Raw genomic sequence first — 23,716 nt, forward strand, 5'->3', positions numbered from 1 at the left:
CGCGGAAAACAACCCCTGATGAGCGAAAGCATCCTGCCGCCCGACGCGCTGTCCCGCACCGTCACCATCCGCAACCGCCGCGGTCTGCACGCCCGCGCCGCCGCCAAATTCGTGAAGCTGGCCGGTGATTTCGACGCGATGGTAGAGGTGGAGCGCGCCGACAATATTGTATCTGGCGTATCAATCATGGGCCTGATGATGCTGGCCGCCAGCATCGACACCACCATCGATATCCGCACCGCCGGCCCGCAAGCGCGCGAGGTGCTGGACGCGCTGACCAAGCTGGTTGACGATAAGTTCGGCGAAGACTGAAGAAGAACAAGTTCCGGGGAGTAGCCGCCCATGACCACGCGACAGCAGCCGGGCCTGACAGGCACGGAGGCCGGATCCACGGCTGAACGGACCCTGCGCGGCCTGGGCGTATCGCCCGGCATCGCCATCGGCCCCGCCCATGTCATGGAAGCGGGCGCCATCCAGGTGCCCGAATATAATGTCGCCGAAACGGCGGTGGCGGACGAGGTTGCCCGGTTCCATACCGCCGCCGAAAAGGCGCGCCGGCAGCTGGGCAAGCTGAAGGCCAAGGCCGGCACCCTGCCCGCCGATGCCGCCGCCGACATGGCCATCCTGCTGGATGCGCATCAGGCCATGCTGACCGGATCACGCCTGATCCGGGGGGTGGAGCGGCGTATCCGTGCCGAACGCCTGAACGCCGAGTCGGCGGTGCAGCAGGAGATCACGGTCCTGGCGCAGAGCTTTGCCGCCATGGACGATGCCTATCTGGCCGCCCGTGTCGCCGATGTTCGGGAGGTGGGCCGTCGTCTGATCCGCAATCTGATGGAAACGCCCTATCAGGCTTTCTCACGCTTGCCCAACGGCGCCATCATCCTGGCCGAGGAACTGTCCCCCGCCGACACAGCCCTGTTGGACCCGCGCCGCATCGGCGGCTTTGCCACCGTGCTGGGCGGGGCGGAGGGGCATACGGCCATCATGGCCCGTTCCCTGTCGCTGCCCGCCGTCCTGGGCGCCGCCGGCCTGTTGCAGGGGGTGGAGACGGGTGATCTGGTGGTGGTGGATGGGCGCGCGGGCCGCGTCCTGATCAACCCGTCCGAAGATGTGCTGGCCGATTACCGGCAACGTCAGGCCCTGTGGAAGGCCGAGCGGGAGCAGTTAAAGGCCCTGGCCGGCCTGCCCGCCATCACCCGCGACGGCACATCCCTGACCCTGAACGCCAATCTGGAACTGCCGCGCGAGATGGAAAGTGCCCGCGACGCCGGGGCCGCCGGTGTGGGTCTGCTGCGGACCGAATTCATGTACATGAACCGCGAGGACCTGCCGGGCGAAGAGGAACAGTATCAGGAGTTGCGCGACCTGATCATTGCCATGGAGGGCAGGCCCGTCACGGCCCGCACCCTGGATGTGGGCGGTGAAAAGCTGGCGGGTGCGCTGGCCGACCGGTTCGCCACACCGGCCAACCCGGCACTGGGCCTGCGCGCCATCCGCCTGGGTCTGAAAGAACCGAAGCTGCTGGAGACGCAGCTGGCGGCCATGCTGCGGGCCGGGGCGCATGGGCCCATCCGAATCCTAGTGCCGATGATCAGCAACCCGTCGGAAATGCGCAAGGTCCGCGAACTGATGCGCGCCGTGGCCCGCCGCCTGTTGCGCCGGGGCCATGCCATTGCCGACCCGCTGCCGCCGCTGGGCGCCATGATCGAGATACCGGGGGCGGCCCTGGCCGCCGACAGCTTGGCCAGCGTGTCCGATTTCTTCGCCATCGGTACCAATGACCTCATCCAGTATACACTGGCCATCGACCGTGGCGATGAACAGGTCGCCTATCTCTATGACCCACTGCACCCTGCCGTGCTGCGTCTGGTGCAGTTCACGGTGGAGGCGGCGGGACGCGCCGGCATTCCGGTTTCCGTCTGTGGCGAAATGGCAGGCGACCCGCGCTATGCGGCATTGCTTATGGGGCTGGGGGTGCGCGAGCTGTCTATGGCGCCGGGCAATCTGCCCCTGGTGAAGCGCCGGGTGCGCGGCTTGGACCTGCGCGAGGCGACGCGGCGGGCCGGCATGATCATGAGCCAGACCGATGGCGGGCGCATTGCGGCACTGCTGGATGATTTCAACGAAGCGTTGGGGTAAAAGGGATAATTATCCCTATCCGCCCGTACCCATGCGAGGGCCGCCGATGACGCCATGGACCTGTAAAGCGCTCGCCCTGGCCGCCCTTCTGGCCATGACCGGACCCGCCGCTGCCCAGGCCGACCTGACCATCCGGGAGGAACGGTCGGTGACGGTGGATGGCACGCCAGAGGTGTGGCAGGTGGCCTGGCTCGGCCCCGTACGTGATTATTGCGAGGCGGTAAGTCCGGAAGTCGCCATGACCCCCGCCTGTGCCCTTTTCGCCCGTGGACAGGCAGGCCGCCTGTTACTGCGCCGGCTGCGTGGCGGGACTGTGGTGGATCAGTTCGATCCCGCCCCGGCCTTCAAGGGCATGGGGGAAGGTTGGACCGAGGGCTGGTCGCTGCTGCCCCGCCATATGGTGCGCGATGATGATTATGAACGCTGGCTGGAGGATGAGGGGGCATTCCTGCGCGCCGTCCAGGAGCGCCCGACCGCCACCGTTCTGGAACTGTATGATTACAACCGTGACGGCAAGGCTCAGGAATTCCTGATCCGCACAGAAACAGGACCGTCTGGCCGGGGTCTTTATGCCGCTGTCGGCCTGATCGGGGGCAAGCTGGGCTTTCTGCACTCCACCGGTCGGCCCGACCGGGCGCTGGTCCTGCCGCGCGACATCTGGGTGGCGCTGCGCGACCGTGGGGGACCTGTCGCCCAGACAAAGACGGCCTGCGGGGACACGGGGGCATCATTGCGCAGCGAACAGATCCTGACCGCCGCCGATGGCCGGATCGGCGTGAAGGGGCGCGATTATGAATGCGCCCTGGGTACCCCGCCCGTGTTGAAAGCGGAATATGACGGATAGGAATGACGGCCCGGCTTTATTCGCCCCTGCCTTCTCCCGTATGCTGCCCGCCCCTGTTCATGGAGCGTGAGAGCACATGATGCCCCTGCCCGACCGTGCCACCGCCTTCTGGACGCTGGCCCCTGGCAAGGGGGCGCTGTGCCAGCAGGAATTGCCCGAACCCATGGCGGGAGACGTCCTGGTCCGCGCGCTGGCCAGCGGGATCAGCCGCGGGACGGAGGGGCTGGTCTTCCGGGGCGGCGTGCCTGCCGAACTGCACCCCCTGATGCGCTGCCCGTTTCAGGAGGGGGATTTTCCAGGGCCGGTCAAATATGGCTATGCCCTGGTCGGGATTGCCGATTACGGCCCCGCCAATCTGAAGGGACGGCGCGTCTTCTCCCTTCACCCGCATCAGGATGTGGCCGTGATCCCGGTGGAGGGATGCCGCCCCGTACCCGATGCCGTCCCCACTGAACGCGCCATCCTGGCCGCCAACATGGAAACGGCCCTGAACATCCTGTGGGATGGCGGGGCGGCACCCGGACAGCGTATCGCCGTGGTGGGGGCCGGCATTGTCGGCGGGCTGACGGCCTATCTGGCGGCACGCATGCCGGGAGCGGATGTCACGCTGATCGATATCGACCCGGCCCGCGCCGATCTGGCCCATGCCTTTGGCGCCGCGTTCATGACACCGGACAAGGCCGATGGCTTGGATTGCGATCTGGTCATCCATACCAGCGCCAGCGAAAGCGGCCTTGCCACCGCCCTGCGCCTGGCGGGGATGGAGGCCACCATCGTGGAGGCATCCTGGTACGGCGACCGGCCCGTGACGGTGCCGCTGGGCGGTGGGTTCCATGCCGGACGGCACCGCATCATCTCGTCACAGGTGGGCAGGGTCTCCCCCGCCTTCCGCCCGCGCTGGACCCTGTCGCGGCGACTGGACAAGGCCTTGTCGCTGCTGGCTGATCCGGTTCTCGACCTTCTGCTGGGCGCCCGCGTCGATTTTACGGACTTGCCCATGGCCATGGCAGACCTAGCTGGCCTGCCATTCGGATGTCCCGTCGTCCGATATCAGCACTCCGTTCCCTGAAAGGACAGGCATGTATTCCGTGTCGGTGCGTGACCACATCATGATCGCCCATTCCTTTGTGGGGGCGATTTTCGGCCCGGCGCAGGCCCTGCACGGCGCCACCTTTGTCGTGGATGCCGAGTTCCGCCGCCGGCAATTGTCGCCGGAGGGGCTGGTGGTGGATATCGGGGCCGCATCCGCCTTGCTGAAGCAGGTTCTGGCGCCGCTGAATTACAAGAACCTGGACGAGATGCCGGAATATCGCGGGCGCAACACCACGACCGAATATCTGGCGGGCGACATCCACCGCAAGATTGCGGCCGGCATCCGCGCAGGCGCGCTGGGCGCCGACGGGCCGGCACTGGATGGCCTGCGGGTCACCCTGTCGGAAAGCCATACCGCCTGGGGTTCGTATGAAGCGCCGCTGAACGCGGACGCGGCGCGATGATCGACCAGACCCTGCATATCCTCTGCCCCGGCGATATCAACCAGTTGACGGGTGGCTATGGTTATCTGCGCCGGCTGGTGACGGGACTGCGTGATCTGGGGGAAACGGTCATCGTGCATGAACTGCCGGGACCGCATCCCTTTGTCGATGATCCGTCGCGCAATGCCGCCGATGCCATCATGGCGGCCATCCCCGATGGCGCGCCCGTCCTGATTGACGGTCTGGCCCTGCCCGTGGCCGCACATGCCATCTGGGTGGACCGTTACCGCCTGCGTTTTGCCGCCTTGGTGCATCACCCGCTTTATCTGGAAAATGGATTGACGCCGGAACAGGCCGATATCCTGTTCCGTATCGAACGCGATGCCCTGGCCCATATGCGCCATGTCATCGTGCCGTCGCGCACCACGATGCAGGGCGTTATCGGCCTGTCGGTGCCGCCGGCCCGGATCAGCATCGCCAATCCCGGCACCGATCCCGCCGAACCCGCCACGGGCAGCAGCGGCGGTGATGGCCCCACCATTCTGTGTGTCGCCACCCTGACCCCGCGCAAGGGGCATCTGGTGCTGATCGAGGCGCTGGCCCGCGTCAGGCACCTGCCCTGGCAGCTGGTCCTGGTGGGCAGCGACGCCCGCCATCCCGGACAGGCCGCCTCCATCGCCCTGTCCATCGCCGGGCATGGTCTGGCCGACCGGGTGCGGCTGGCGGGTGAATTGTCGGGCCCGGCGCTGAATGCCGAATGGCGCGCGGCGGACCTGTTTACCCTGGTCAGTTTTCATGAAGGCTATGGCATGGTGGCCGCCGACGCCCTGAAACGCGGTCTGCCCTGTATCGTTACCGATGCCGGCGGTCTGGCAGAGGTGGTGCCCCCCGCTGCCGGCGCCGTTGTCCCGCCGGGTGACGTGGCCGCCCTGGCTGCGGCCTTTGAACGGCTGCTGTCCGATCCTGTCGCACTGGACGCGGCCCGCGCAGCGGCACGGCGGGCGGGCGATGGGTTGCCGACATGGCAACATTCTGTGTCATTGATCAGGGGCGGCCTATCCGGCATCCTGGTTTCCTAAGGAAAGTGATCGGACACCGGCATGAACCTTAATTTCGAACCCGACTGGCTGCGCCTGCGCGAACCGCTAGACGAGGCGGCGCGCGCCGTGGGGCTGGCCTGGGCCTTCGGGCGCGTGCTGCCGGCCCATCCCATGATCATCGATCTGGGCGCCGGCACCGGCAGCAATGTCCGGCAGCTGGCCATGAAGCTGGGTCGGGGAGAGCAGGATTGGACCCTGATCGAAAAGGACCGCAAGCTTCTGGCCAAGGCACCGGGGGAGATCGGGCGCTGGGCCGACCGCAATGGCTGGGAACATAAGGAACAGCGCCGCGCCTATATGATCACCTGCGATGACATGGCCGTGCGGGTGGAGATGCGCAGCTTCGATCTGGCGCAGGACCCGGCGGAACTGGGCTTGAACCAATATGACGGGATCACCGCCAAGGCCCTGTTCGATCTGGTATCGCTGCCCTGGCTCGACCGGTTCGTGAAAGAACTGGCCAGTTGCGGCTTCCCGCCCCTGCTGGTGACGCTGACCGTTGACGGGCGCGTGGAGTTTTCCATTGCGGACGAGGATGACGGGTTCGTGCTGGACCTGTTCCACACCCATATGGGCCGGGCCAAGGGGCTGGGCGGACCCGCCCTGGGACCGGCAGCCCCGCAGGCCCTGGCCAACGCCCTGACGGGGGCGGGGTACAAGGTGGAAACGGCCCAGTCCGACTGGAAAATCGGGCCCAAGCAGATCGCCGCCCATCTGGCCATGATCGCCGGCTATGAAAAGGCTGCCACGGAGCAGGACCCCGGCAGCAGCGCCCGCATCGCCGCCTGGGCCACCCGCCGCCGCACCCTGGCCAGCGAACAGGGCGCACGCCTGATGGTTGGCCACCAGGATCTGCTGGCCAAAAGGTAGATCTTAAAACCCGGCCGCAGACGCAGGCGTAAAGCCCTGCGCAGGCGCGGCACGGGACAGGGTGACACGCACCCCATCCTTCCACAGCGCCAGATGCCTTTGCGCATCCGCCGCCGCGTCGATATCCGCCACAACATTGCCGGGCACCAGCAGCAGGTCCGCCGCCGCCCCCTTCACGATGCGACCCCGGTCGGGGAAATCCAGAAGGTCGGCGGCAACCGAGGTCCCGGCCTTCAAGGCGGCCAGCGGGTCCATGCCAAGCGCCACCATGTGACGCAGCTCCTGCGCATTCTCCCCATGGCGGTTACCGGGCGTGCCGGCATCAGTGCCCAACGCCACCACCCCGCCCGCCGCGACAAAGCGGCGAAAACTGTCGAAATGCATGCTGCCGAACCGTTCCGCCTTGGCCCGGACAAAGGCCGGCAGCCGGTCCTTCATCTCCAGCAGGGCCATCATGGCGGACAAGGTGGGGACCAGCCGCACGCCCTTGTCGATCATGATGGCGATCTGCACATCTGTCAGTTCGAACCCATGTTCGATACTGTCCACCCCCGCCGCGACGGCACGGGCAATGCCGCGCGCACCCTGAGCATGGGCCGTGATCCTCAACCCGAAATCATGGGCCATGCCGACGGCGGCGGCCAGTTCGCCCTCTGCCGGGTGCGGGGCTAGCGGGTCGACCCCGCCGGTCAGCACGCCGCCGGTGGCGATCAGCTTGATACAGTCGGCCCCATGTTTGACATTGGTACGCACCCCGCGCAGCCAGTCATTGGGGCCATCGCATTCAATGCCGATCCAGGCCCCATGCCCGCCGGTAATGGTCAGCGCCTTGCCGGCGCAGCGCATGGAAGGGCCGACATGCCGGCCCGCGCGGATGGCTTCGCGGATGGAGATTTCCAGCCATTCCACCCCGCCCAGATCGCGCATGGACGTGATGCCGCCAGCCAGCGTGGCCTGGGCATTCTCCAGCAGGCGCAGGGTCAGGTCGCCCATGGGCCGCTGCCGCAGGGTGGTGACGACATCGCCCGTCGCCTCCAGCGCCAGATGCACATGCGCATCGACGAGACCGGGCATCAGGGTGGCGCCAGAGGTATCGTGACGCGGCCCCGCATAGCCCGCAAAATCCGCCACCGGCGCTACCGAGGCGACACGCCCGTCACTGACCAGCACGCCCAGCCCCGGCTGCGGGGCCGAAAGTCCGTCAAACACCAGACCACCGGACAGAAGCAATTGCTGCGACATGGAAATCTCCCAACCATATCAGACGGATCGCGCGGGACCATCTTGAAGATGATCAACCCGGAGCATCAATGTGCACCAGGCAGTCATGCACCGTGGCAATGATCCGTTCCACATCCAATTCCGTAAGCCGCGGACTCAATGGCAGGCTGATAGTCTGCCGGCCGATCCGGGTGGCGACCGGCGTATCCTGCGGCTGCCAGCCCAACAGTTCCTGATAATAGGGATGTTCGGTCAATGACAGATAGTGCACGCCGACACCGATTCCCGACCGGGTCATGCGTTCCATGAAGCCGTCGCGGGTGATGCCGCAACGGTCTGGATCAATCAACAGCGTGTAGAGATGAAGGCCATGCCGCGTGCCGGGTTCTGGCGGGGCTGGCAGGATGACGGGCAGATCGGCCAGCCCTTGCTGGTAAAGGCTCCAAAGCGCCTGCCGGCGTTGCCAGGCGCTTTCCACCCGGTCCAGCTGGCCAAGGCCGATGGCCGCCTGCAAGTCCATCATGTTGTATTTGAAGCCAGGCGCCACGACCTGATAGTGACGATAGCCACCGTCAGAATACCGGGCCCAGGCATCACGGCTCATACCGTGCAGGGACATCACCTTGATCTGTTCACGCGCAGCCGGCTGACGAGCCAGTACCAGCCCGCCCTCCCCCGTCGTCACGTTCTTGGTAACGTAGAAGCTGAAACAACCGAAATCGCCCAGCGTGCCCATGGGCCGGCCATGATAGGTCGCCTCCACCGCATGGGCACAATCCTCGATCACCGTCAGGCTGTGCCGCGTTGCCAGATCCAGGATGGCATCCATGGCGCAGGGGCGACCAGCCAGATGAACCGGCAGGATCGCCCGTGTGCGTGGGGTGATGGCGTTGGCGATCCTTGCCGGGTCGATATTCATGCTGACCGGATCGACATCCGCCAAGACGGGCCGGGCGCCGACCTGGAGAATGGTGTTAACGGTGGCGCAGAAGGTCAACGGCGTGGTCACCACCTCATCGCCGGGGCCAATCCCGGCAGCCAGCAGGCTGAGATGCAGGGCAGCCGTACAGGAGCTGACGGCGGCCACCTGATCGATGCCCACGCCCTTGAACGCGGCAAACTTCTTTTCAAACCGTTCCACACGCGGGCCCGTACCCAGCCAACCGGATTGCATGACCGCCATCACCTCGGCCACGTCATCCGCTGCGATGTCGGGAGCGCCGAACGTCAGGAAAGGTGTGGTCATGATGACAGGCCAAGGCGATGGCGTAGTTCGGCGCGGGCCATCAGCGGTCGTTCCAGCGGCTCGGCCAGGCGGCAGATGCGGTCGACCAATGTTGCATTGGAGGCTGGCACTGTGCGGCCTTGATCCATCCAGAGATTGTCCTCCAGCCCCACACGCACGCCATCGGCGGCCAGGAGTCCAAGACCGTTGGCCGCCAGCTGGTAACGACCGAGGCCGGCCACGCTGACGATGCAGTCAGGAGGCAGGGCAGCCAGAATGGCCGATAGTTGCAGCAGGTCGGCCTGGGCGCCCGCGATATTGCCCAATAGCACATTGACATAGAGAGGCGGCTTCACCAGCCCCTCCGCCAGCAGAACCCGGGCAAAATTGGCCATTCCCGCGTCGAACACCTCCAATTCCGGCTTGATCCCGCGTTCCAGCATGCGCGCTGCCAGGGCACGGATTGTGGCTGGGGCATTGATGCTGGCGGATTGCGCGAAATTCAGCGAACTGAGCGTCAGGCTGCCCATGTCGGGTTTGGCATCGCCATCCAGATCCAACACCCGTGATCGCGTGGCAAAGCCATTTTCCAACCGGCCGGAAGTGGTGACACCCACCACCAGCTCGCGTCCGCCAGGCAAGGCCCGGATAGCGCTGACCAGCAGACCATAAGGTTCAGGATCACTGGTCTGGACGCTTTCGGCGTCGCGGGCATGCAGATGCACGATCTGCACCCCCTGCGCGATAGCCGTCGCCACATCCGCAAGGATCTCATCATGGGTCAACGGAACATGCGGACTCATCGCCCGTGTGGGAATGACGCCCGTACAGGCCAGATTGATGATCAGGGGGGTGCCGATACGCATACTCATCCGCCTGTCACTTGAAGGGGGGATTTGTCCAGCTTGCGGGCGGGATTGCCAACATAGACGCCGTCATCGTCGGTGCTGCGCGTCACGACGGCACCGGCGCCGACAAAGCCACGGGCACCGATCCGGATATTGTCAATAACGACGGAGCCCACCCCGACGAACGCTTGTTCGCCCACCGTGCTTTCGCCGCCCATCGCCACTTCGGCGGCGACGAAGGCGTGACTCTCCACCGTGCAATGGTGGGAAATATGGGCACCGCTGCGGATGATGCAATTGTCACCGATGCGGGCGAAGGGCTGGATGATGGCATGTTCATAGATCAGCACATTGTCCCCGATCACCAGATCGGGCCACGTGCTGGCCCGGCTCGAAACATAGCTGGCGAAGGTATAGCCACGTTGCCGCGCCGCCTCGAACCGGGCCCGGCGGATACTGTTGATCCGCTGGTAGCCCATGGGGATCAGCAACCGGTAGTCCGACGGCGGGTAATGCGTCTCAAGGTCCTCAAACGGCACCAGCGGCAGACCGTCATAGCGAGTGCCGGCCATGTAGGCGCGGTCAACCGTGAAGGCCACAACCCTGCAGGGGCTGTCATGGTCAAGGCAGAAGCGGGCGAGGCTGGCCGATCGCAGATTGCCAAAAATGACAACAGGTCTGTCGTCACCACCCGGATTATATCCCGGTGCCATGGGTTTCTTCCTTTCATTCATGCCGACCGCCCGCGCAGGCTAATCGATCGCCCCCGCGCCGCAAACTCAATATCAGCGCCTGCTCCAGCGCCTGGGCCGCCGCGGCAGATGACAGATCCAGCCGGGAAGCGAATTGCTGGCGCAGGGTCTCACCGAACCGTCGCCGGGCATCGGGGTCGCGCAGCCACTCTGCCAATGTCGTGAAGAAGGCTTCTTCGGATGGCAAGGCCAGCCGGCCCAGCTTGTCCCCCCCATCCCCGTCGGGCAAGGCTGCAACCGCCAATCCCCGTTCCATCGCCATGGCCACAGACGCCCCGCCGCCCAGCCGTGGCGGATTTACATAGATGTCGGCCATTGCCTGCAGCTCGGCGAGTTGATTGCTGTAGGGAATGAAATGGACGCGGGGGTGGGCCGGGAAATCCGGTTTGGCATGGTCATTTTTGGCACCAACAACCAGCCAATGGGCTGTGGAGTGGTCGTCCAGAAGAGCCAGCATGCGCCGACACCAAGCCGGGGGCATCTCCTGTCTGAGACGCACACCTGCCGTCACCATGACGGGCGCAGTGTCGGGGATGCTTAAGGACGCGCGTGCAAATGCGGTGCCGCTGCCGCTCGGCCAGAACCGGTACGGAAACGGTACTGCACCATCAGCGGTTTCACATTCCATCTGCGCCGATAGCCAGGCATCGACCGGCAAGGCGGGCGGCATGGCATGGGTCGCCATTGCAAGCATCGGATAACACGCGGCCAAGCGGCTCCCCAAGGGAGAGTGATAGCCGATGAAAAGAACCAAATCCGGGCCGAACCTATCGATGGCCTGCCCGATCGCCGACAACCGGTAAGCCAGCGACCGCTGTCGGTTGCCTAGATGCAACATGCCTTTACCGTGACGCAGGCGAAGGCTGTCCGCTTCAAGGCCGGGATCGCGCTGGATTTCGCTGGCACCGAAGAAGAAGTCCTGGAACGGGATGGACATTTCCATGGCGGAGTAGAAGCGTGCATCGTGGCCGAGATCGCTCAGCATGGCCATCAGGCTCAAGCCCATGCTTGTGGCGGCGTGCCGATCCGAAACGATCTGCGGCGTGTACAGCGCCACCTTCAGCGGCTGCTGACCGGCACGGATTGGATGCGGAACAACGCCCTTCAACCGATCCGCCAGCATCGCAATGACACGGTCTGTCTGAGCCACCGCCAGCCATGCGCGCAGGTCTTCATGGTTGGCGGCGGCCATCAATGCATGTGCATAGGCAAGGTTGACGAAACCCATGGCGATATCGGTGGGAGTATCGTCATCCACCAGAGATGCTAGCCGGTGCATCCAACTCTCGTCGCGGACGATATCCAGCAAAGCTGAATATTGCAGCCAGCGCGACCGCTTATCGTCAGCCGGTATCCCGGCCATGGCTTCAGCGATGCGTGCGCGATCTTCTGCGGGTTGAGAGCGGGCCATACCGGCCAGCCGCCGCCAAAGAGCGGTTTCCTGTGGCAACGCCCGGAGCAGGCAAAGAAGATCGTCCGCGAGGTCCATATCTGTTTTCGGTCTCTTTAGGGGGCGCTCAGCGGATATGAGCGCGCTTCAGCGGCTGATGGCGAGTCACGCCAATGTTACCGCCGCAGCAACCTTCAGGTGTGTGGCATCGTGACCGAAGAAATTCACCGCGACAGCTATCGTATCAGCAAACAGGGTGTCCACTCCCCTAAAAGACTATAGACATAAGACGGAAAGCCTATGTCTTTTATCGTGGGTAACGTCAGTGGTTTAAACGGGGCGCCGGGGCCCAACAGAAAGGTGCCAGCGATGAACATAACGGCGTCGTCGCGACATTTCCAGACCACCTGACCAGGTCGACCTTGAAACGATATCGATGTCTTATGCACGGGCCAAACAATAGCAGACTGTCGCTGCCGAGCGTTTTCCTGCCCCGGATTGTCAGGAGCCCCCACCTGCCGCAGGATTGTGACCGACCAGCCCGCTCAACAGCGACAATCACCCGACGGGTTCGAGCGGGCGTACCCACGAAGGGGAACGCTGACCTTCAGGATGCAGGCATCAGGGCGTATCCGCCATGATCGCCGGTGTGGCCAAGGGAACGGCGGATCTGTTGCCCTACCCCCGCGCCAGCATCACCGGCGTGGCATAGGCGCCAATGGGCAGGACACTGGAGGCGCTGTCGCCCAGGCGCTGCAGAACGGCGGACAGGCGGGGATCGTCCAAGGGGACGAAGCCTTCCACCTCCACCAGATGCACCGCACCGCCGCCACCGGGCAGATGGTGGGTGCGCAGCTGCAAGGTGGCGAAGCCAGCCCCTTCCAGCACATCCTTCAACCGGCCCCGGCTGACATCCTGGGTCACTTCCACGGCCAGAAGGGCGCGGTCATCGCCGGTGGCCTCCATCGGTACGGCGGCCAGGACCAGGGCGTCGCCGCCCTCGCGGCCCACGCTCTGCCCCTCAACCCGCAGGAAGGGCAGGCGGGCGATGATGCGCGGGGTCTTGGGATCAGGCGACAGGATGAAACGCCACCAGGGGTCGTTGTCATCTTCCTCCGGCCAGGGGACGACGGCCAGGGTCGCGGTACCTTCGGAGACGGCGCGAAGTGCCGCCATGGGCGTATTGACCGCGAAGGTCGGCGTGGTGGAACCGAAATGGTCGCGCGCATTGTCCCAAAGCGGGCTCTGCGCCTCATTCGCACAGACGACGGCAACAGCCAGCGGACCCTGGATACGGGTCAGGGCGGCGATCATCTCGCGCCACATGCGGACCACGGCTTCCACGGGGAAGGCACCGCTGTGCCGGCCCACCAGATTGCGCACGATCTCCGCCTCGCGACCGGGGCGGATGTGGGGACGGCCGGGCGGTTTCACCTTTGCCACCTCCTCCACCACCTGCGCACGGCGCATGAGCAGCGTATGGATTTCCGCATCGATCGTATCGATCTGGCGGCGCAAGTCGTCCAAGGTCGGTTTGGTGGGCATGGAGGGCCGGTTGTAGGTCCTTCGGGAGGCGGATAGTATTAGGCGGGATGCCCCCCCGAAATCAAAGAAAACATTGACACCCGCCGCCCCCCTTCATAGCTCTTGTCACCCAGCCCGGCACGGCCCCACAGGGCCAGCCACACCGGGTCGCATGACCGGACGGGACAGCCAGCAACCATGAATGTGGCCATCGACGCGACGAGCCAGGACCCCAGCGAAGCCGCCAACTCCGGCCCCGCAGGCTGTATCCGGCTGGGCATGGACAAGCCGCTGGAACTGGATGGCGGCGGCACGCTTTCGGGTTTTCGGCTGGCCTACCGCACCTATGGCAGGTTGAATGCAGACCGTTCCAACGCGGTGCTGGTCTGCCATGCGCTGACCGGCGACCAGTATGTGGCCGAACAGCATCCGGTGACGGGCAAGCAAGGCTGGTGGGACCTGATGGTGGGTCCAGGCCGGCCCGTGGATACCGACCGTTTCTTCGTCATCTGTTCTAATGTCATCGGCGGCTGCCTGGGCAGCGAGGGGCCGAAGGAAACGGATGACGCCACAGGCAAGCCCTGGGCCCTGAATTTCCCCGTCATCACCATCGCCGACATGGTGCGGGCCCAGAAGATGCTGATCGACCATCTGGGCATCGATCAGTTGTTCTGTGTCATCGGCGGGTCGATGGGCGGGATGCAGGTGCTGCAATGGGCCGTCAGCTACCCGGACAAGGTCTATTGTTGCCTGCCTATCGCCACGGCGGCCCGCCACAGCGCACAGAACATCGCCTTTCACGAGGTCGGGCGTCAGGCCATCATGGCCGACCCCGACTGGCGCCTGGGCGATTATCTGAACCAGGGCACAAGGCCGACCAAGGGCCTGTCGGTGGCGCGCATGGCCGCCCACATCACCTACCTGTCCGAACCAGCATTGCACCGGAAATTCGGGCGCAACCTGCAGGATCGCAAATCGATCACCTTCGGCTTTGACGCCGATTTTCAGGTGGAAAGCTATCTGCGCTATCAGGGTATCAGCTTTGTCGAACGGTTCGATGCCAATTCCTATCTCTATATCACCCGCGCCATGGATTATTTCGATCTGGCCGCCGACCATGGCGGGGTGCTGGCCAATGCCTTCCGCGTCACCGGACCCGACGGGCGGCTGACGGGCACGCCGGTCAAGTTCTGCGTCATCAGCTTTTCCAGCGACTGGCTGTTCCCGACCAGCGAAAGCCGGGCCCTGGTTCATGCCCTGAACGCCGTCGCCGCCAATGTCAGCTTCGTCGAGGTGGAGACGGACAAGGGCCACGACGCCTTCCTGCTGGATGTGCCAGAATTCTATCAGGTGGCGCGGGGCTTCATCGAAGGCCACGCGGCGCGGCGCGGCATAGCCGCCAAGGTGGGGTAACAGACCAATGGCCGTGACCTCGCTTCTGCCGCCCGCCGCCATCCGCAGCGATCTGGAAAGCATTGTCGACTGGGTCGAAGCCGGCAGCCGCGTGCTGGATGTCGGCTGCGGCGATGGCGAGCTGCTGCACGCCCTGGTTCACCGCAAGCAGGTGGATGGGCGCGGGATCGAACTGTCGATGGACGGGGTCCGCGCCTCCGTCGCCCGCGGTCTGGCCGTGATCCAGGGCGACGCCGACACCGACCTGAAGGATTATCCCAGCGACGGGTTCGATTACGTGATCCTGTCACAGACCCTGCAGGCCACGCGCCACCCGCGCATCGTGCTGGATCATCTGGTGCGGATTGGGCGGCATGCCATCGTATCGGTGCCCAATTTTGGCTATTGGCGGGTGCGGGCCGATCTGCTGCTGCGGGGGCGGATGCCGGTGACCGACCGTCTGGGCCATGAATGGTACGAGACGCCCAATATCCACTTTTGCACCATCGCTGACATGGTCGCTTTGTGCCAGGATATGGGAGTTACCATCGAACGCAGCCTGATCCTGGGTGCCGATGACCGGGCTGTTCCCGCCCCCGCCGACAGTGTCCGCGCCAACTGGCTTGGCGTGCAGGCGGTCTTCTTGCTGCAACGCAGCTAAGGAAATTACGTTAAACCGATACAGAAGGTTATAAACGTACTTTTCCCCTTGCCCCCTACCGCCTTTGGGTGCAGTCTTTTGTGACGGTTCGGCGGCAAGTGGGTGACAGTACAGCCCCCCAGCGCATTCCCCGCCCGCTTGTCGCCGCGCCGCCCCTTTTCGATCCTGGCCCCCCTTTGCAGGGTGTGCCAGCCCCAAGGATGGGAGGCCCGTAAACATGCTCCGACCCCAACGCGCCTATGCCGACATGGCCGGCAACCTGCGCCGCGCGCGCCAGCGCCTGGAACGGCTGGAATATGTATCGACGGCCCTTATGGGATTGTCGCTGGCCCTGCTTTTGGGTGCGGCGATGATGTGAGGGGTGGGGCGGTTCTCTCCGTGCCGCCATACCCTGTTGAGTTGCCCTGTTCCGTAGGATTTCTGCTAACCTGTACGGCCCCCGGCTCTGCCTGGGGCCGTTTTTCTGTCTGAAGCAGCCGAAGGGATGAACCTCGTGCGCTATCTCTCCTGGATCCTCACCCTGCCGCTGACAGCACTGGCCATCAGTTTCGCCGTGTCGAACCTGACGCCGGTGCAACTGGCACTCTGGCCCCTGGTCGGCACGCTGGAAGCACCGGCCTTCACCCTGGTGCTGGTGACCTTGGTCGTGGGGTTCTTCGCCGGTGGACTGACCGTCTGGCTGGGCCAGCATGCCAACCGCCGCGCCGCCCGCCAGCACCAGGCCCGCGCCGACCGGTTGCAGAAGGAACTGGACGCGGCGCGCGCGGTGAAGCCTGCCGACCTGCCGTAACGCTTGCCAGCCACGGCGCCCTTCCCGCACTATACCTTGAAACAAGTGTTTGAATTTCAGGGAGAGAGACCGCGATGCAGGGTCCGAAGCAGCCAGCCCTGACGCTGGCCGATTATCAGGCGCGGGTGGGCACGGAACTTGGCCGGTCAGACTGGCTGACCGTGGATCAGGGCATGATCGACCGGTTCGCCGACCTGACGGGCGACCACCAGTTCATCCATATCGATCCGGTCCGTGCCGCCGCCACACCGCTGGGCGGTACGGTCGCCCATGGGTTTTTGACCCTGTCGCTGCTGGGCGCCATGGGGATGGAGATGGTGCCACCGCTGACCGGTGCTGCCATGATCATCAATTACGGCTTCGACAAGCTGCGCTTCATCACGCCTGTGCGCAGCGGTGGCCGCATCCGTGGCGCCTTGACCCTGTTGGGCGTAGAGGCCAAGGGTCCCGGCCAGCATTTGATGCGCTATGCCGTCACGGTAGAGGTGGAAGGCGCGAACAGGCCGGCCCTGGCCGCCGAATGGCTGGTCATGATGGTGACCTCGGGCTAGAGCTGTTTGAAACAGCTCCGGCGGCGACTGCCGCCGCGCCGGCGTTTGAGGAATACGAAATGTCCGCGATGCTCCGACCTACAGCGACGCCATGGCCAGCAGAAGACCGGCGCCGATCAGCAGCGCACCCGTCATCCGGTTCAGCCAGCGTTGCGCCACCGGTCCCGTCAGGCGCAGGGCCAGCCCCTTGCCACCCACGGCATAGGTCATGATCCAGCCGAATTCGATGATCAGCATCGTGACCACCAGGATGGTCAGTTGCGGTGCCATCGGCCGCTCCGGATCAATGAATTGCGGGAAGAAGGCGGCCATGAAGACCAGCGCCTTGGGGTTGGACAGCGTGATCAGCAGACCCTGACCCAGCAGCCCCAGTTGCCCCCGCCTGTCGGGGCCTGCCTTCATGGCGGCATCCATATCCGCCGCTTCGTCCCGGATGGGGGCCCGCCAGGCCTGGATGCCCAGCCAAGTCAGATAGGCAACGCCCACCCATTTGAAGAGGGTGAAAGCCAGCGGCGAGGTTTTCAGCAGCACGCCCACCCCCAGCGCCGACAGGCCGGCCAACAGGCCCAACGACAGGCACATGCCGATCCCGCCCCAGGCCGCCCCGGCCAGCCCATGGCGCATGCCCATGGACAGGGCCGACAGCATATTGGGACCGGGCGTGGCCGACAGGAAAAAACAGGTGGTCAGGAAAATGACCAGGGTCTGGGTGGAGATCATCATGCATCCGTACGCGAGGCGCCGTCCATGCCAGCCGTGAACGGATTGGCGGCGGCGCTTGAACCGGAACTGATATGCAACACCTGCTGCGGGAAGGGAATGGTGATGCCATCGGCATCGAATCGCTTCTTCATGCGGCGGTTGAATTCGCGGCCGATCCCCCATTGCTGCCCGGCCCGCGTCTTGATGCGGCCCTTGACCAGAACGGCGCTGTCCTGGAACGCGTCCACACCGGCGATTTCCACGGGCCCCAGGATATTGGCCGCATATTCCGGCTCCGCCTGCATCTGCGCCCCGATATCCCGCAGCACGGCCACCACCTTGTCCGTGTCCACGGCATAATCGACGGTGACGTTCAGGACATAAAAGCTGAAATCCTTGGTGGAATTGGTGACGGTGGTGACGGAACTGAACGGGATGGTGTGAACGGCACCGTCATAACCGCGCAGGCGGATGGACCGTATGGACATGGCCTCCACCCCGCCCGACAGGCCGCCGACGGTGACGCTGTCGCCCACCGCGATCGTATCTTCGATCAGGATGAACAGGCCGGTGATCACATCCTTGACCAGGGTCTGTGCGCCGAAGCCGACGGCCAGACCGATGACACCGGCACCGGCCAGCAGGGGCGCGATATTAACCCCCATTTCCGACAGCACGATCAGCCCCGCCATGGTGACCAGGAAGATGGTCAAGGCATTGCGCAGCAGCGGCAGCAAGGTGCGCATCCGCGCACTGCGCACCAGCCGCGCCCCCTGATCGTCGGTGGCGTTCAGGTAACGCAGGATGGCGCCATTGACCATTTCCCAGACCACCAGGGCCAGGGTCAGCACCACCAGGATGGTCACGGCACTGGACGCCACCCGCTGGCCCAGGTCGGAACCCAGCCAGGACAAGGCATCGGCACCCCAGGCCTGCAACAGCAGCAGCAGGGTGAACAGGGCCAGTACCGCCTGCGCCACCCGGCGAAGGAAGGGCAGGTACCGGTTGGCCCGTTCCTCCAGCCCCGGATAGGCTGTGCGCACATCAGCGGGAACCTTCAGCCCCTGATCCACCAATCGGTCCAGCCCTTCCGACAACAGTCGGGAGACGATCAGGATGGCGCCCGTGACCAGCGTGGCGCGCAGCACGAAATCAAACCCGCCCGCAATCTCCAGCGCCCAAATCAGATAGACTGCACCCAGGTATAAGATGGCCAGTATATGCCAGACATCGGCCAGCCTTTGCCGCACCATCGACAGGGCGGCATGACGGCGGGCCTGGGCCGTGCTGGGCGGCGGTAGGGGTTCATCCCCCGCCGCTTCCCCCGCCAGGACGGCGCGCAAGGCCTCGTCATCCCCGGTGGGGACCGGGTCCGGGCGACCGCGCAGGGTCTGCGCCACCGCTTCACGGTTCTGCAGGATCAGGACGATCAGCATGGCGGTGACCAGCAAGCCCACCAGCTTCAACCAGGCGGCATGAGGCGTGGCGGGCAGGCCCAGCACGCGCATCACCTCGCCCATGAAATAGCCATAGACACCGATAATCGTGACGCGGCGGATCCAGATCAGCAGATATTGCGCGGTTTCATCCGTCACGCGCGCCAGCCGCAGATTAGCTGTCGTAGGGGACAGCAGCACCCGGCTGACCACCAGCACGCCCTGCACGATCAGGCTGGCATTCAGGATGGTCAGGGAGGCCAGCCGCACCGCGCGCGGCGCCTCCGTCGCCGATAACAGGCCAAACCCGGCCAGCGCGAAGGACGCCATGGGCAGCAGGTCGATCACCAGCCGGGCCAGCAGCAACAGAAGTTTGGCCGGCAGGCTCCCCGGCGACCGCGCGCCCAGCGCCTTGCGGGGCCGGACCAGCAGCCAGATCACGGCAAAGCGCGCGGCATAGCCGCCGCCGATAATCCCGGCCAGATGCAGGGCCAGCAGGCCCCAGGCATCGCGCTTGGCCGGATCGGCCACTTGCTGGTTCAGCCAGCGCAGCGCATGCGGTGCGTCGATGACGGCGCGGCTGGCCGCGGCCACCTGCTGGCTGAAAAGGTCGATCCGATCCGACAAAGTATCCAGCGCCCGGCTTCCGATCGTCTCCGGCTCTGCTGCCGGCTTCTCCACCGCCTTCAACGCTTTCAGCTGCGCCAGCAGCGCGTCGCGCTTGGCCGGGTCCTCCAAGGTGGTGATCAGCCGATCAACCTCGGCAGCATTGGGCTTGTCCGCGGCGGGGGCTGCGTTCTGTGCCGGTGCGGGCAGGGTCCCCAACAGGGCCAGGCCGAGAAGCAGGCAGGACAGGAGAAAACGGATCGGGCGGGTCTGCATGGGCAGGTCGGGCCTTCATGTTCCGGAAACCGGGTGGGTCGCGACACCCAACATAGCAATCCTGGCCCGATGTTCCATGGGTAAGGCCATGTGTGTAACGCCTCTCGTCCCGGCACGCCGGTCGCGCTATGTATCTGGCAAAGCAATCCAACAAACCTACGGACGATCCATGTCACCCGCCGATACGCCCGAAAACCCGCCCAACGCCAAGCTGGTGGGCGCCAAGCAGAAATGGGCCGAGGAAGGCCGCCTGATGACGGGTGCCGCCGCACCCCGCGCCGACCGTCTGCCGCCCGGTCAGCGGGAGGTGAAGAACTGGCCGGTGCTGGATCTGGGTATCCAGCCGGAGATCGATCTCGATCAGTGGGAACTGACCATTGATGGGCTGGTGGCCCATCCGACCGCCTGGGGCTGGGCGCAGTTCAAAAGCCAGCCGCCCTTCACCGACGTGTCCGATATCCACTGCGTCACGGCCTGGTCGCGCTATGACAATCACTGGGAAGGCGTCTCGGCCAAGCATATCATGGAGGTGGTGAAGCCGCTTCCGGAGGCCAGACATGTCGTGTTTCATTCCTACGATGGCTACACGACCAATGTGGCGCTGTCGGTGTTTGACGATAACGATGTCCTGCTGGCCCATAGCTGGGAAGGCAAGCCGATCACGACCGAACATGGCGGGCCGGTGCGGGTGATCATCCCGAAATTCTACTTCTGGAAATCCGCCAAATGGGTGAACCGCATCGAATTCGTGGCCGATGACCGCCCCGGCTTCTGGGAAGAACGCGGCTACCACAATGAAGGCGATCCCTGGACCGAACAGCGCTATAGCTGAGCCGGGGTAACCGATTCGGTCCGTTGCCAGATGGCGGCGGCGGGCTTATATTTGGGAGGGTTGCCGGGGTGCTGCTAACACCCCGGCTCCCCCTTAGAACCGGATCACAAGGCGCAGGCTGATGCCGAAGCCTTTGAACACCAGTTCTACGGAACGGGGTTGCTTATTCTCGCTAAGCATCCTTCTCGCTCCTGTGTGGCGGGGGGTGGCCTATCCGCCGCCTGTTACACCACGCGGAATAGAATAGGCGAACGCTGATTCCTCTTGAAGGAACCTATCGGCGTCTCGCCTATTTTTTTGCCTTTAGATCATCTTGCACACGCGGACATCATCCCCTTGAAAAATCCCAAGAAAGAAGCCCCCTTCCCCACCAAGGATCAGGTCCTGGAATTCATCCGGGAAAGCCCCTATCCGGTAGGCAAGCGGGAGATCGCGCGCGCCTTTCACATCAATGGCGATGACCGCATCGCGTTGAAGGAGTTGCTGCGCGATCTGGAAGGGGATGGGACGATCGAGAAGGGCGGCCGCCGCCGTCTGGCCCCGCCGGCCAGCCTGCCGCCCGTGGGCGTGGTGATCGTCACGGGTGTGGATGGCGATGGCGAACTGATTGCCCGACCGCTAAACTGGTCCGACCCGGACCGGGAACCGCCGCGCATCATCATGAAGCCGGAACGGCGCGGCACCCCGGCTCTGGGTGAGGGCGACCGCGCGCTGGCCCGGCTGGCCCGCGTCCGCGATGACCTGTATGAGGGCCGCACCATCAAGAAGTTGGGCGGCGATCAGACGGCGCAGATCGTGGGCGTGTATGAGCAGGGCCCCGATGGCGGCCGCCTGCGCCCCGCCGACCGAAGGGCCAAGGCGGAATTCGTGATCTTGGCCCAGAACGCCATGGACGCCGCCCCCGGCGATCTGGTCGTGGCAGAGGTTCTGCCATCGTCCCGCCATGGCCTGAAACAGGCGCGCGTGGTGGAGGTGCTGGGCGGGATCGACCAGCCCAAGGCCATCAGCCTGATTGCCATCCACCAGCATGGCATTCCGGTACATTTCCCGCCCGCCGCGATTGAACAGGCCGAAGCCGCACAGGAACCCACCCTGTCGGGCCGCACCGACCTACGCGATATCCCGCTGGTCACTATCGACGGGGCCGATGCGCGCGATTTCGACGATGCCGTCTTTGCCGAACCCGATACGGACCCCAACAATACTGGCGGCTGGCACCTTCTGGTCGCCATTGCCGACGTGTCGGCCTATGTCACGCCGGGCAGCCCGCTGGACAAATCGGCGCTGGAGCGCGGCAACAGCTGTTACTTCCCCGACCGCGTCGTGCCCATGCTGCCCGAAGCGCTGTCGAATGAGCTGTGCAGCCTGAAGCCCGGTGTCAACCGCGCCTGTCTGGCCGTCCATATCTGGATCGATGCGGCGGGTCGCATCAAACGGCACCGGTTCGTGCGTGGTCTGATGCGCTCTGCCGCGCGCCTGACCTATGAGCAAGTGCAGGAAGCGTTCAACGGCGCGCCTGATGATCTGACGGGGCCGCTGCTGGACCCGGTCATCCGTCCGCTTTACGGTGCCTATGCCGTGTTGGCGCAGGCGCGGGCCAAGCGCGGGACGCTGGAACTGGACCTACCGGAACGCAAGGTGCGGATCGGGGAGGATGGTAAGGTCGCCGAAATCGGCGTACGCGCCCGGTTCGACAGCCACCGCCTGATCGAGGAATTCATGATCGCCGCCAATGTCGCGGCGGCAGAGGCGCTGGAAGCGCGCGACACGCCCCTGCTCTATCGTGCGCATGCCGAACCGGCCCTGGACAAGCTGGAACCGCTGCGCGAATTCCTGAAGACGATGGGCTACAACCTCGCCAAGGGGACGGTGATGCGGCCCGCCGCCTTCACCAACATCCTGGACAAGGCCAAGGATACGCCGGAGTCCGAGATGATCAGCACGGTCATCCTGCGGTCCCAGGCGCAGGCCGTGTATCAGCCCGACAATATCGGCCATTTCGGTCTGGCGCTGGAACGCTATGCCCATTTCACCAGCCCAATCCGCCGCTATGCCGACCTGATCGTGCATCGCGCCCTGGTCCGCGCATATCACCTGGGTGATGGCGGGCTCAGCGATGAGGAGATGGGCAAGCTGGACAAGATCGGGGAGCAGATTTCCGGCACCGAGCGCCGCGCAGCGGATGCGGAACGCGACGCGCTGGACCGCTATGTCGCCTCATATCTGGCCGACCGTGTGGGGGCGACGTTTAGCGGCAAGATCAGCGGTGTCTCCAATTTCGGCCTGTTCGTCAGGCTGGATGAAACGGGGGCGGACGGGATCGTGCCCGTTTCCACCCTGCCCGACGATTTCTATGACCATGACGAGGTGCATCACTGCCTGCTGGGCCGCCGGCACCGCCGGGTGTTCAAGCTGGGCGAGCGAGTGAAAGTCCGGCTGATCGAGGCAGACGCCATCACCGGCTCCATGGTCTTCCGTCTGCTGAACCAGGACGGGACGGAGATGCCGGGCGGGCGCGGGTCGGGCACGGGGGCATCGCGCCGGGGCCGTCCGGAACGGCGGCGCGAACGGGCAGAGGCCGAACCGTCTGGCATGGATATGCCGAAACCGCCGCGCCGGCGGCGGTAAAGGGGATTTGTTGTTCCCTCAGGTGCCGGGCGGGCGCATCCGCGCCCTTGGCACGCCGCATGGGCGGCGCGGCGGCGGTCGCCGCCGTACCATCTCAAGATGACCGATGGATTACGCCCCCCGGGGTGCCCACAGGATAGTGGCGGCCCCGATCAGGCAGAGGGCTGCACCCGTCAGGTCCCAGCGGTCGGGCCGCTGCCCCTCCACCAGCCACATCCAGGCCAGCGAGGCGGCGATATACACCCCGCCATAGGCGGCGAAGGCCCGGCCCGCCGCATCGGCGGGCACCCGCGTCAGAACCCAGGCGAACAGGGCCAGACTGGCCATGCCGGGCGCCAGCCAAAGGGCCGTGCGCCCATCGCGCGCCCAGGCCCAGAAGGCAAAACAGCCGGCGATTTCCGCGATGGCGGCGACGGCATAGAGCAGGACCGTGCCGCCGGCCACCGGCGCT

The 23,716-nt window shown here is 65.0% G+C and carries 23 protein-coding genes; 14 read left to right on the plus strand and 9 right to left on the minus strand.

Going from position 1 to position 23,716, the window contains the following annotated elements; all coding sequences use genetic code 11:
• Positions 1-18: 18 nt before the first annotated feature.
• From ACT6Q8_RS17575 to ACT6Q8_RS17605, 7 genes are all read left to right on the plus strand, one after another.
• Positions 19-312 (plus strand): HPr family phosphocarrier protein, encoded by a 294-nt coding sequence (locus tag ACT6Q8_RS17575; protein WP_444733553.1) that lies wholly within the window; start codon positions 19-21, stop codon positions 310-312.
• Positions 313-342: 30 nt separating this feature from the next.
• A complete protein-coding gene (gene ptsP, locus ACT6Q8_RS17580) occupies positions 343-2,142 on the plus strand; it encodes a phosphoenolpyruvate--protein phosphotransferase (RefSeq protein ID WP_054168097.1) in 1,800 nt (599 codons plus the stop codon).
• Positions 2,143-2,188: 46 nt separating this feature from the next.
• Positions 2,189-2,986 carry a hypothetical protein gene (locus ACT6Q8_RS17585; protein WP_444733552.1) on the plus strand — a complete coding sequence of 266 codons (798 nt, stop codon included), beginning with the start codon at positions 2,189-2,191 and terminating at the stop codon, positions 2,984-2,986.
• A 76-nt stretch (positions 2,987-3,062) separates the two neighbouring features.
• Complete coding sequence (locus ACT6Q8_RS17590) at positions 3,063-4,055, plus strand: zinc-dependent alcohol dehydrogenase (RefSeq protein WP_156344595.1); 993 nt, start codon at positions 3,063-3,065, stop codon at positions 4,053-4,055.
• A gap of 10 nt (positions 4,056-4,065) precedes the next feature.
• The gene (locus tag ACT6Q8_RS17595) at positions 4,066-4,482 is read left to right on the plus strand and encodes a 6-pyruvoyl trahydropterin synthase family protein (RefSeq protein WP_054168095.1); all 417 of its coding nucleotides are present in this window, start codon (positions 4,066-4,068) and stop codon (positions 4,480-4,482) included.
• Positions 4,479-5,540: a glycosyltransferase family 4 protein gene (locus tag ACT6Q8_RS17600; RefSeq protein ID WP_444733551.1), complete on the plus strand. Its 1,062-nt coding sequence runs from the start codon at positions 4,479-4,481 to the stop codon at positions 5,538-5,540. The genes ACT6Q8_RS17595 and ACT6Q8_RS17600 overlap by 4 nt, the downstream gene beginning before the upstream one ends.
• Before the next feature lie 21 nt (positions 5,541-5,561).
• Positions 5,562-6,431 carry a hypothetical protein gene (locus ACT6Q8_RS17605; RefSeq protein ID WP_054168093.1) on the plus strand — a complete coding sequence of 290 codons (870 nt, stop codon included), beginning with the start codon at positions 5,562-5,564 and terminating at the stop codon, positions 6,429-6,431.
• Between the two features lie 3 nt (positions 6,432-6,434).
• On the opposite strand, the gene ACT6Q8_RS17610 is transcribed toward ACT6Q8_RS17605, so the two are convergent.
• The 6 genes from ACT6Q8_RS17610 to ACT6Q8_RS17635 form a co-directional block, all read right to left on the minus strand.
• A complete protein-coding gene (locus tag ACT6Q8_RS17610; RefSeq protein ID WP_444733550.1) occupies positions 6,435-7,673 on the minus strand; it encodes an amidohydrolase family protein in 1,239 nt (412 codons plus the stop codon).
• Positions 7,674-7,725: 52 nt separating this feature from the next.
• Positions 7,726-8,898, minus strand: coding sequence for a DegT/DnrJ/EryC1/StrS family aminotransferase (locus ACT6Q8_RS17615; RefSeq protein WP_054168091.1), 1,173 nt, complete (start codon positions 8,896-8,898; stop codon positions 7,726-7,728).
• A complete protein-coding gene (locus ACT6Q8_RS17620) occupies positions 8,895-9,749 on the minus strand; it encodes a 3-keto-5-aminohexanoate cleavage protein (protein ID WP_444733549.1) in 855 nt (284 codons plus the stop codon). Before ACT6Q8_RS17620 ends, ACT6Q8_RS17615 begins: the two co-directional genes overlap by 4 nt.
• A complete protein-coding gene (locus tag ACT6Q8_RS17625) occupies positions 9,746-10,438 on the minus strand; it encodes an acetyltransferase (RefSeq protein WP_054168089.1) in 693 nt (230 codons plus the stop codon). The genes ACT6Q8_RS17620 and ACT6Q8_RS17625 overlap by 4 nt, the downstream gene beginning before the upstream one ends.
• Before the next feature lie 13 nt (positions 10,439-10,451).
• The gene (locus tag ACT6Q8_RS17630) at positions 10,452-11,966 is read right to left on the minus strand and encodes a hypothetical protein (RefSeq protein WP_156344593.1); all 1,515 of its coding nucleotides are present in this window, start codon (positions 11,964-11,966) and stop codon (positions 10,452-10,454) included.
• Positions 11,967-12,545: 579 nt separating this feature from the next.
• The gene (locus ACT6Q8_RS17635; RefSeq protein ID WP_054168087.1) at positions 12,546-13,412 is read right to left on the minus strand and encodes a chorismate mutase; all 867 of its coding nucleotides are present in this window, start codon (positions 13,410-13,412) and stop codon (positions 12,546-12,548) included.
• Positions 13,413-13,589: 177 nt separating this feature from the next.
• Here ACT6Q8_RS17635 and metX point away from each other — a divergent pair, with 177 nt between their 5' ends.
• The 5 genes from metX to ACT6Q8_RS17660 all read left to right on the plus strand — a co-directional run bounded on the left by metX (position 13,590) and on the right by ACT6Q8_RS17660 (position 16,785).
• Positions 13,590-14,804: a homoserine O-acetyltransferase MetX gene (gene metX / locus ACT6Q8_RS17640; RefSeq protein WP_054168086.1), complete on the plus strand. Its 1,215-nt coding sequence runs from the start codon at positions 13,590-13,592 to the stop codon at positions 14,802-14,804.
• A 7-nt stretch (positions 14,805-14,811) separates the two neighbouring features.
• Positions 14,812-15,444: a methionine biosynthesis protein MetW gene (gene metW, locus ACT6Q8_RS17645; RefSeq protein WP_054168085.1), complete on the plus strand. Its 633-nt coding sequence runs from the start codon at positions 14,812-14,814 to the stop codon at positions 15,442-15,444.
• Between the two features lie 217 nt (positions 15,445-15,661).
• A complete protein-coding gene (locus tag ACT6Q8_RS17650; RefSeq protein ID WP_156344592.1) occupies positions 15,662-15,802 on the plus strand; it encodes a hypothetical protein in 141 nt (46 codons plus the stop codon).
• Between the two features lie 126 nt (positions 15,803-15,928).
• Positions 15,929-16,234 (plus strand): LapA family protein, encoded by a 306-nt coding sequence (locus tag ACT6Q8_RS17655; protein ID WP_054168084.1) that lies wholly within the window; start codon positions 15,929-15,931, stop codon positions 16,232-16,234.
• A gap of 74 nt (positions 16,235-16,308) precedes the next feature.
• Complete coding sequence (locus ACT6Q8_RS17660; RefSeq protein ID WP_054168083.1) at positions 16,309-16,785, plus strand: MaoC family dehydratase; 477 nt, start codon at positions 16,309-16,311, stop codon at positions 16,783-16,785.
• A gap of 78 nt (positions 16,786-16,863) precedes the next feature.
• Here ACT6Q8_RS17660 and ACT6Q8_RS17665 read toward each other — a convergent pair whose 3' ends face one another.
• A complete protein-coding gene (locus ACT6Q8_RS17665) occupies positions 16,864-17,508 on the minus strand; it encodes a LysE family translocator (protein WP_444733548.1) in 645 nt (214 codons plus the stop codon).
• The gene (locus ACT6Q8_RS17670; protein WP_444733547.1) at positions 17,505-19,805 is read right to left on the minus strand and encodes a mechanosensitive ion channel domain-containing protein; all 2,301 of its coding nucleotides are present in this window, start codon (positions 19,803-19,805) and stop codon (positions 17,505-17,507) included. The genes ACT6Q8_RS17665 and ACT6Q8_RS17670 overlap by 4 nt, the downstream gene beginning before the upstream one ends.
• Before the next feature lie 169 nt (positions 19,806-19,974).
• Here ACT6Q8_RS17670 and ACT6Q8_RS17675 point away from each other — a divergent pair, with 169 nt between their 5' ends.
• Together ACT6Q8_RS17675 and rnr are read left to right on the plus strand one after the other, a co-directional pair.
• Entirely contained in the window at positions 19,975-20,637 is a 663-nt protein-coding gene (locus tag ACT6Q8_RS17675; protein WP_444733546.1) for a sulfite oxidase-like oxidoreductase, read from the plus strand.
• Between the two features lie 336 nt (positions 20,638-20,973).
• Positions 20,974-23,265: a ribonuclease R gene (gene rnr / locus ACT6Q8_RS17680; RefSeq protein WP_444733545.1), complete on the plus strand. Its 2,292-nt coding sequence runs from the start codon at positions 20,974-20,976 to the stop codon at positions 23,263-23,265.
• Between the two features lie 111 nt (positions 23,266-23,376).
• Here the strand turns inward: rnr and ACT6Q8_RS17685 are convergent, their stop codons facing one another.
• Positions 23,377-23,709, minus strand: a complete 333-nt coding sequence (locus ACT6Q8_RS17685; RefSeq protein WP_054168081.1) for a YnfA family protein — start codon at positions 23,707-23,709, stop codon at positions 23,377-23,379.
• Between the last annotated feature and the right edge of the window lie 7 nt (positions 23,710-23,716).

It is taken from the genome of Niveispirillum sp. (assembly GCF_052437035.1).
Lineage (GTDB): Bacteria > Pseudomonadota > Alphaproteobacteria > Azospirillales > Azospirillaceae > Niveispirillum.

What these genes read in the sequence shown, in the direction of transcription:
- ACT6Q8_RS17630 (WP_156344593.1), bottom strand. Translation starts at nt 11,966, where the DNA reads ATGGACCTCGCGGACGATCTTCTTTGCCTGCTCCGGGCGTTGCCACAG.
- metX (WP_054168086.1), top strand. Translation starts at nt 13,590, where the DNA reads ATGAATGTGGCCATCGACGCGACGAGCCAGGACCCCAGCGAAGCCGCC.
- ACT6Q8_RS17605 (WP_054168093.1), top strand. Translation starts at nt 5,562, where the DNA reads ATGAACCTTAATTTCGAACCCGACTGGCTGCGCCTGCGCGAACCGCTA.
- ACT6Q8_RS17665 (WP_444733548.1), bottom strand. Translation starts at nt 17,508, where the DNA reads ATGATGATCTCCACCCAGACCCTGGTCATTTTCCTGACCACCTGTTTT.
- ACT6Q8_RS17675 (WP_444733546.1), top strand. Translation starts at nt 19,975, where the DNA reads ATGTCACCCGCCGATACGCCCGAAAACCCGCCCAACGCCAAGCTGGTG.
- ACT6Q8_RS17615 (WP_054168091.1), bottom strand. Translation starts at nt 8,898, where the DNA reads ATGACCACACCTTTCCTGACGTTCGGCGCTCCCGACATCGCAGCGGAT.
- ACT6Q8_RS17620 (WP_444733549.1), bottom strand. Translation starts at nt 9,749, where the DNA reads ATGAGTATGCGTATCGGCACCCCCCTGATCATCAATCTGGCCTGTACG.
- ACT6Q8_RS17585 (WP_444733552.1), top strand. Translation starts at nt 2,189, where the DNA reads ATGACGCCATGGACCTGTAAAGCGCTCGCCCTGGCCGCCCTTCTGGCC.
- ACT6Q8_RS17670 (WP_444733547.1), bottom strand. Translation starts at nt 19,805, where the DNA reads ATGCAGACCCGCCCGATCCGTTTTCTCCTGTCCTGCCTGCTTCTCGGC.
- ACT6Q8_RS17590 (WP_156344595.1), top strand. Translation starts at nt 3,063, where the DNA reads ATGATGCCCCTGCCCGACCGTGCCACCGCCTTCTGGACGCTGGCCCCT.
- ACT6Q8_RS17635 (WP_054168087.1), bottom strand. Translation starts at nt 13,412, where the DNA reads ATGCCCACCAAACCGACCTTGGACGACTTGCGCCGCCAGATCGATACG.
- ACT6Q8_RS17600 (WP_444733551.1), top strand. Translation starts at nt 4,479, where the DNA reads ATGATCGACCAGACCCTGCATATCCTCTGCCCCGGCGATATCAACCAG.
- ACT6Q8_RS17650 (WP_156344592.1), top strand. Translation starts at nt 15,662, where the DNA reads ATGCTCCGACCCCAACGCGCCTATGCCGACATGGCCGGCAACCTGCGC.
- ACT6Q8_RS17655 (WP_054168084.1), top strand. Translation starts at nt 15,929, where the DNA reads ATGAACCTCGTGCGCTATCTCTCCTGGATCCTCACCCTGCCGCTGACA.
- ptsP (WP_054168097.1), top strand. Translation starts at nt 343, where the DNA reads ATGACCACGCGACAGCAGCCGGGCCTGACAGGCACGGAGGCCGGATCC.
- ACT6Q8_RS17610 (WP_444733550.1), bottom strand. Translation starts at nt 7,673, where the DNA reads ATGTCGCAGCAATTGCTTCTGTCCGGTGGTCTGGTGTTTGACGGACTT.
- ACT6Q8_RS17660 (WP_054168083.1), top strand. Translation starts at nt 16,309, where the DNA reads ATGCAGGGTCCGAAGCAGCCAGCCCTGACGCTGGCCGATTATCAGGCG.
- ACT6Q8_RS17575 (WP_444733553.1), top strand. Translation starts at nt 19, where the DNA reads ATGAGCGAAAGCATCCTGCCGCCCGACGCGCTGTCCCGCACCGTCACC.
- ACT6Q8_RS17625 (WP_054168089.1), bottom strand. Translation starts at nt 10,438, where the DNA reads ATGGCACCGGGATATAATCCGGGTGGTGACGACAGACCTGTTGTCATT.
- ACT6Q8_RS17595 (WP_054168095.1), top strand. Translation starts at nt 4,066, where the DNA reads ATGTATTCCGTGTCGGTGCGTGACCACATCATGATCGCCCATTCCTTT.
- metW (WP_054168085.1), top strand. Translation starts at nt 14,812, where the DNA reads ATGGCCGTGACCTCGCTTCTGCCGCCCGCCGCCATCCGCAGCGATCTG.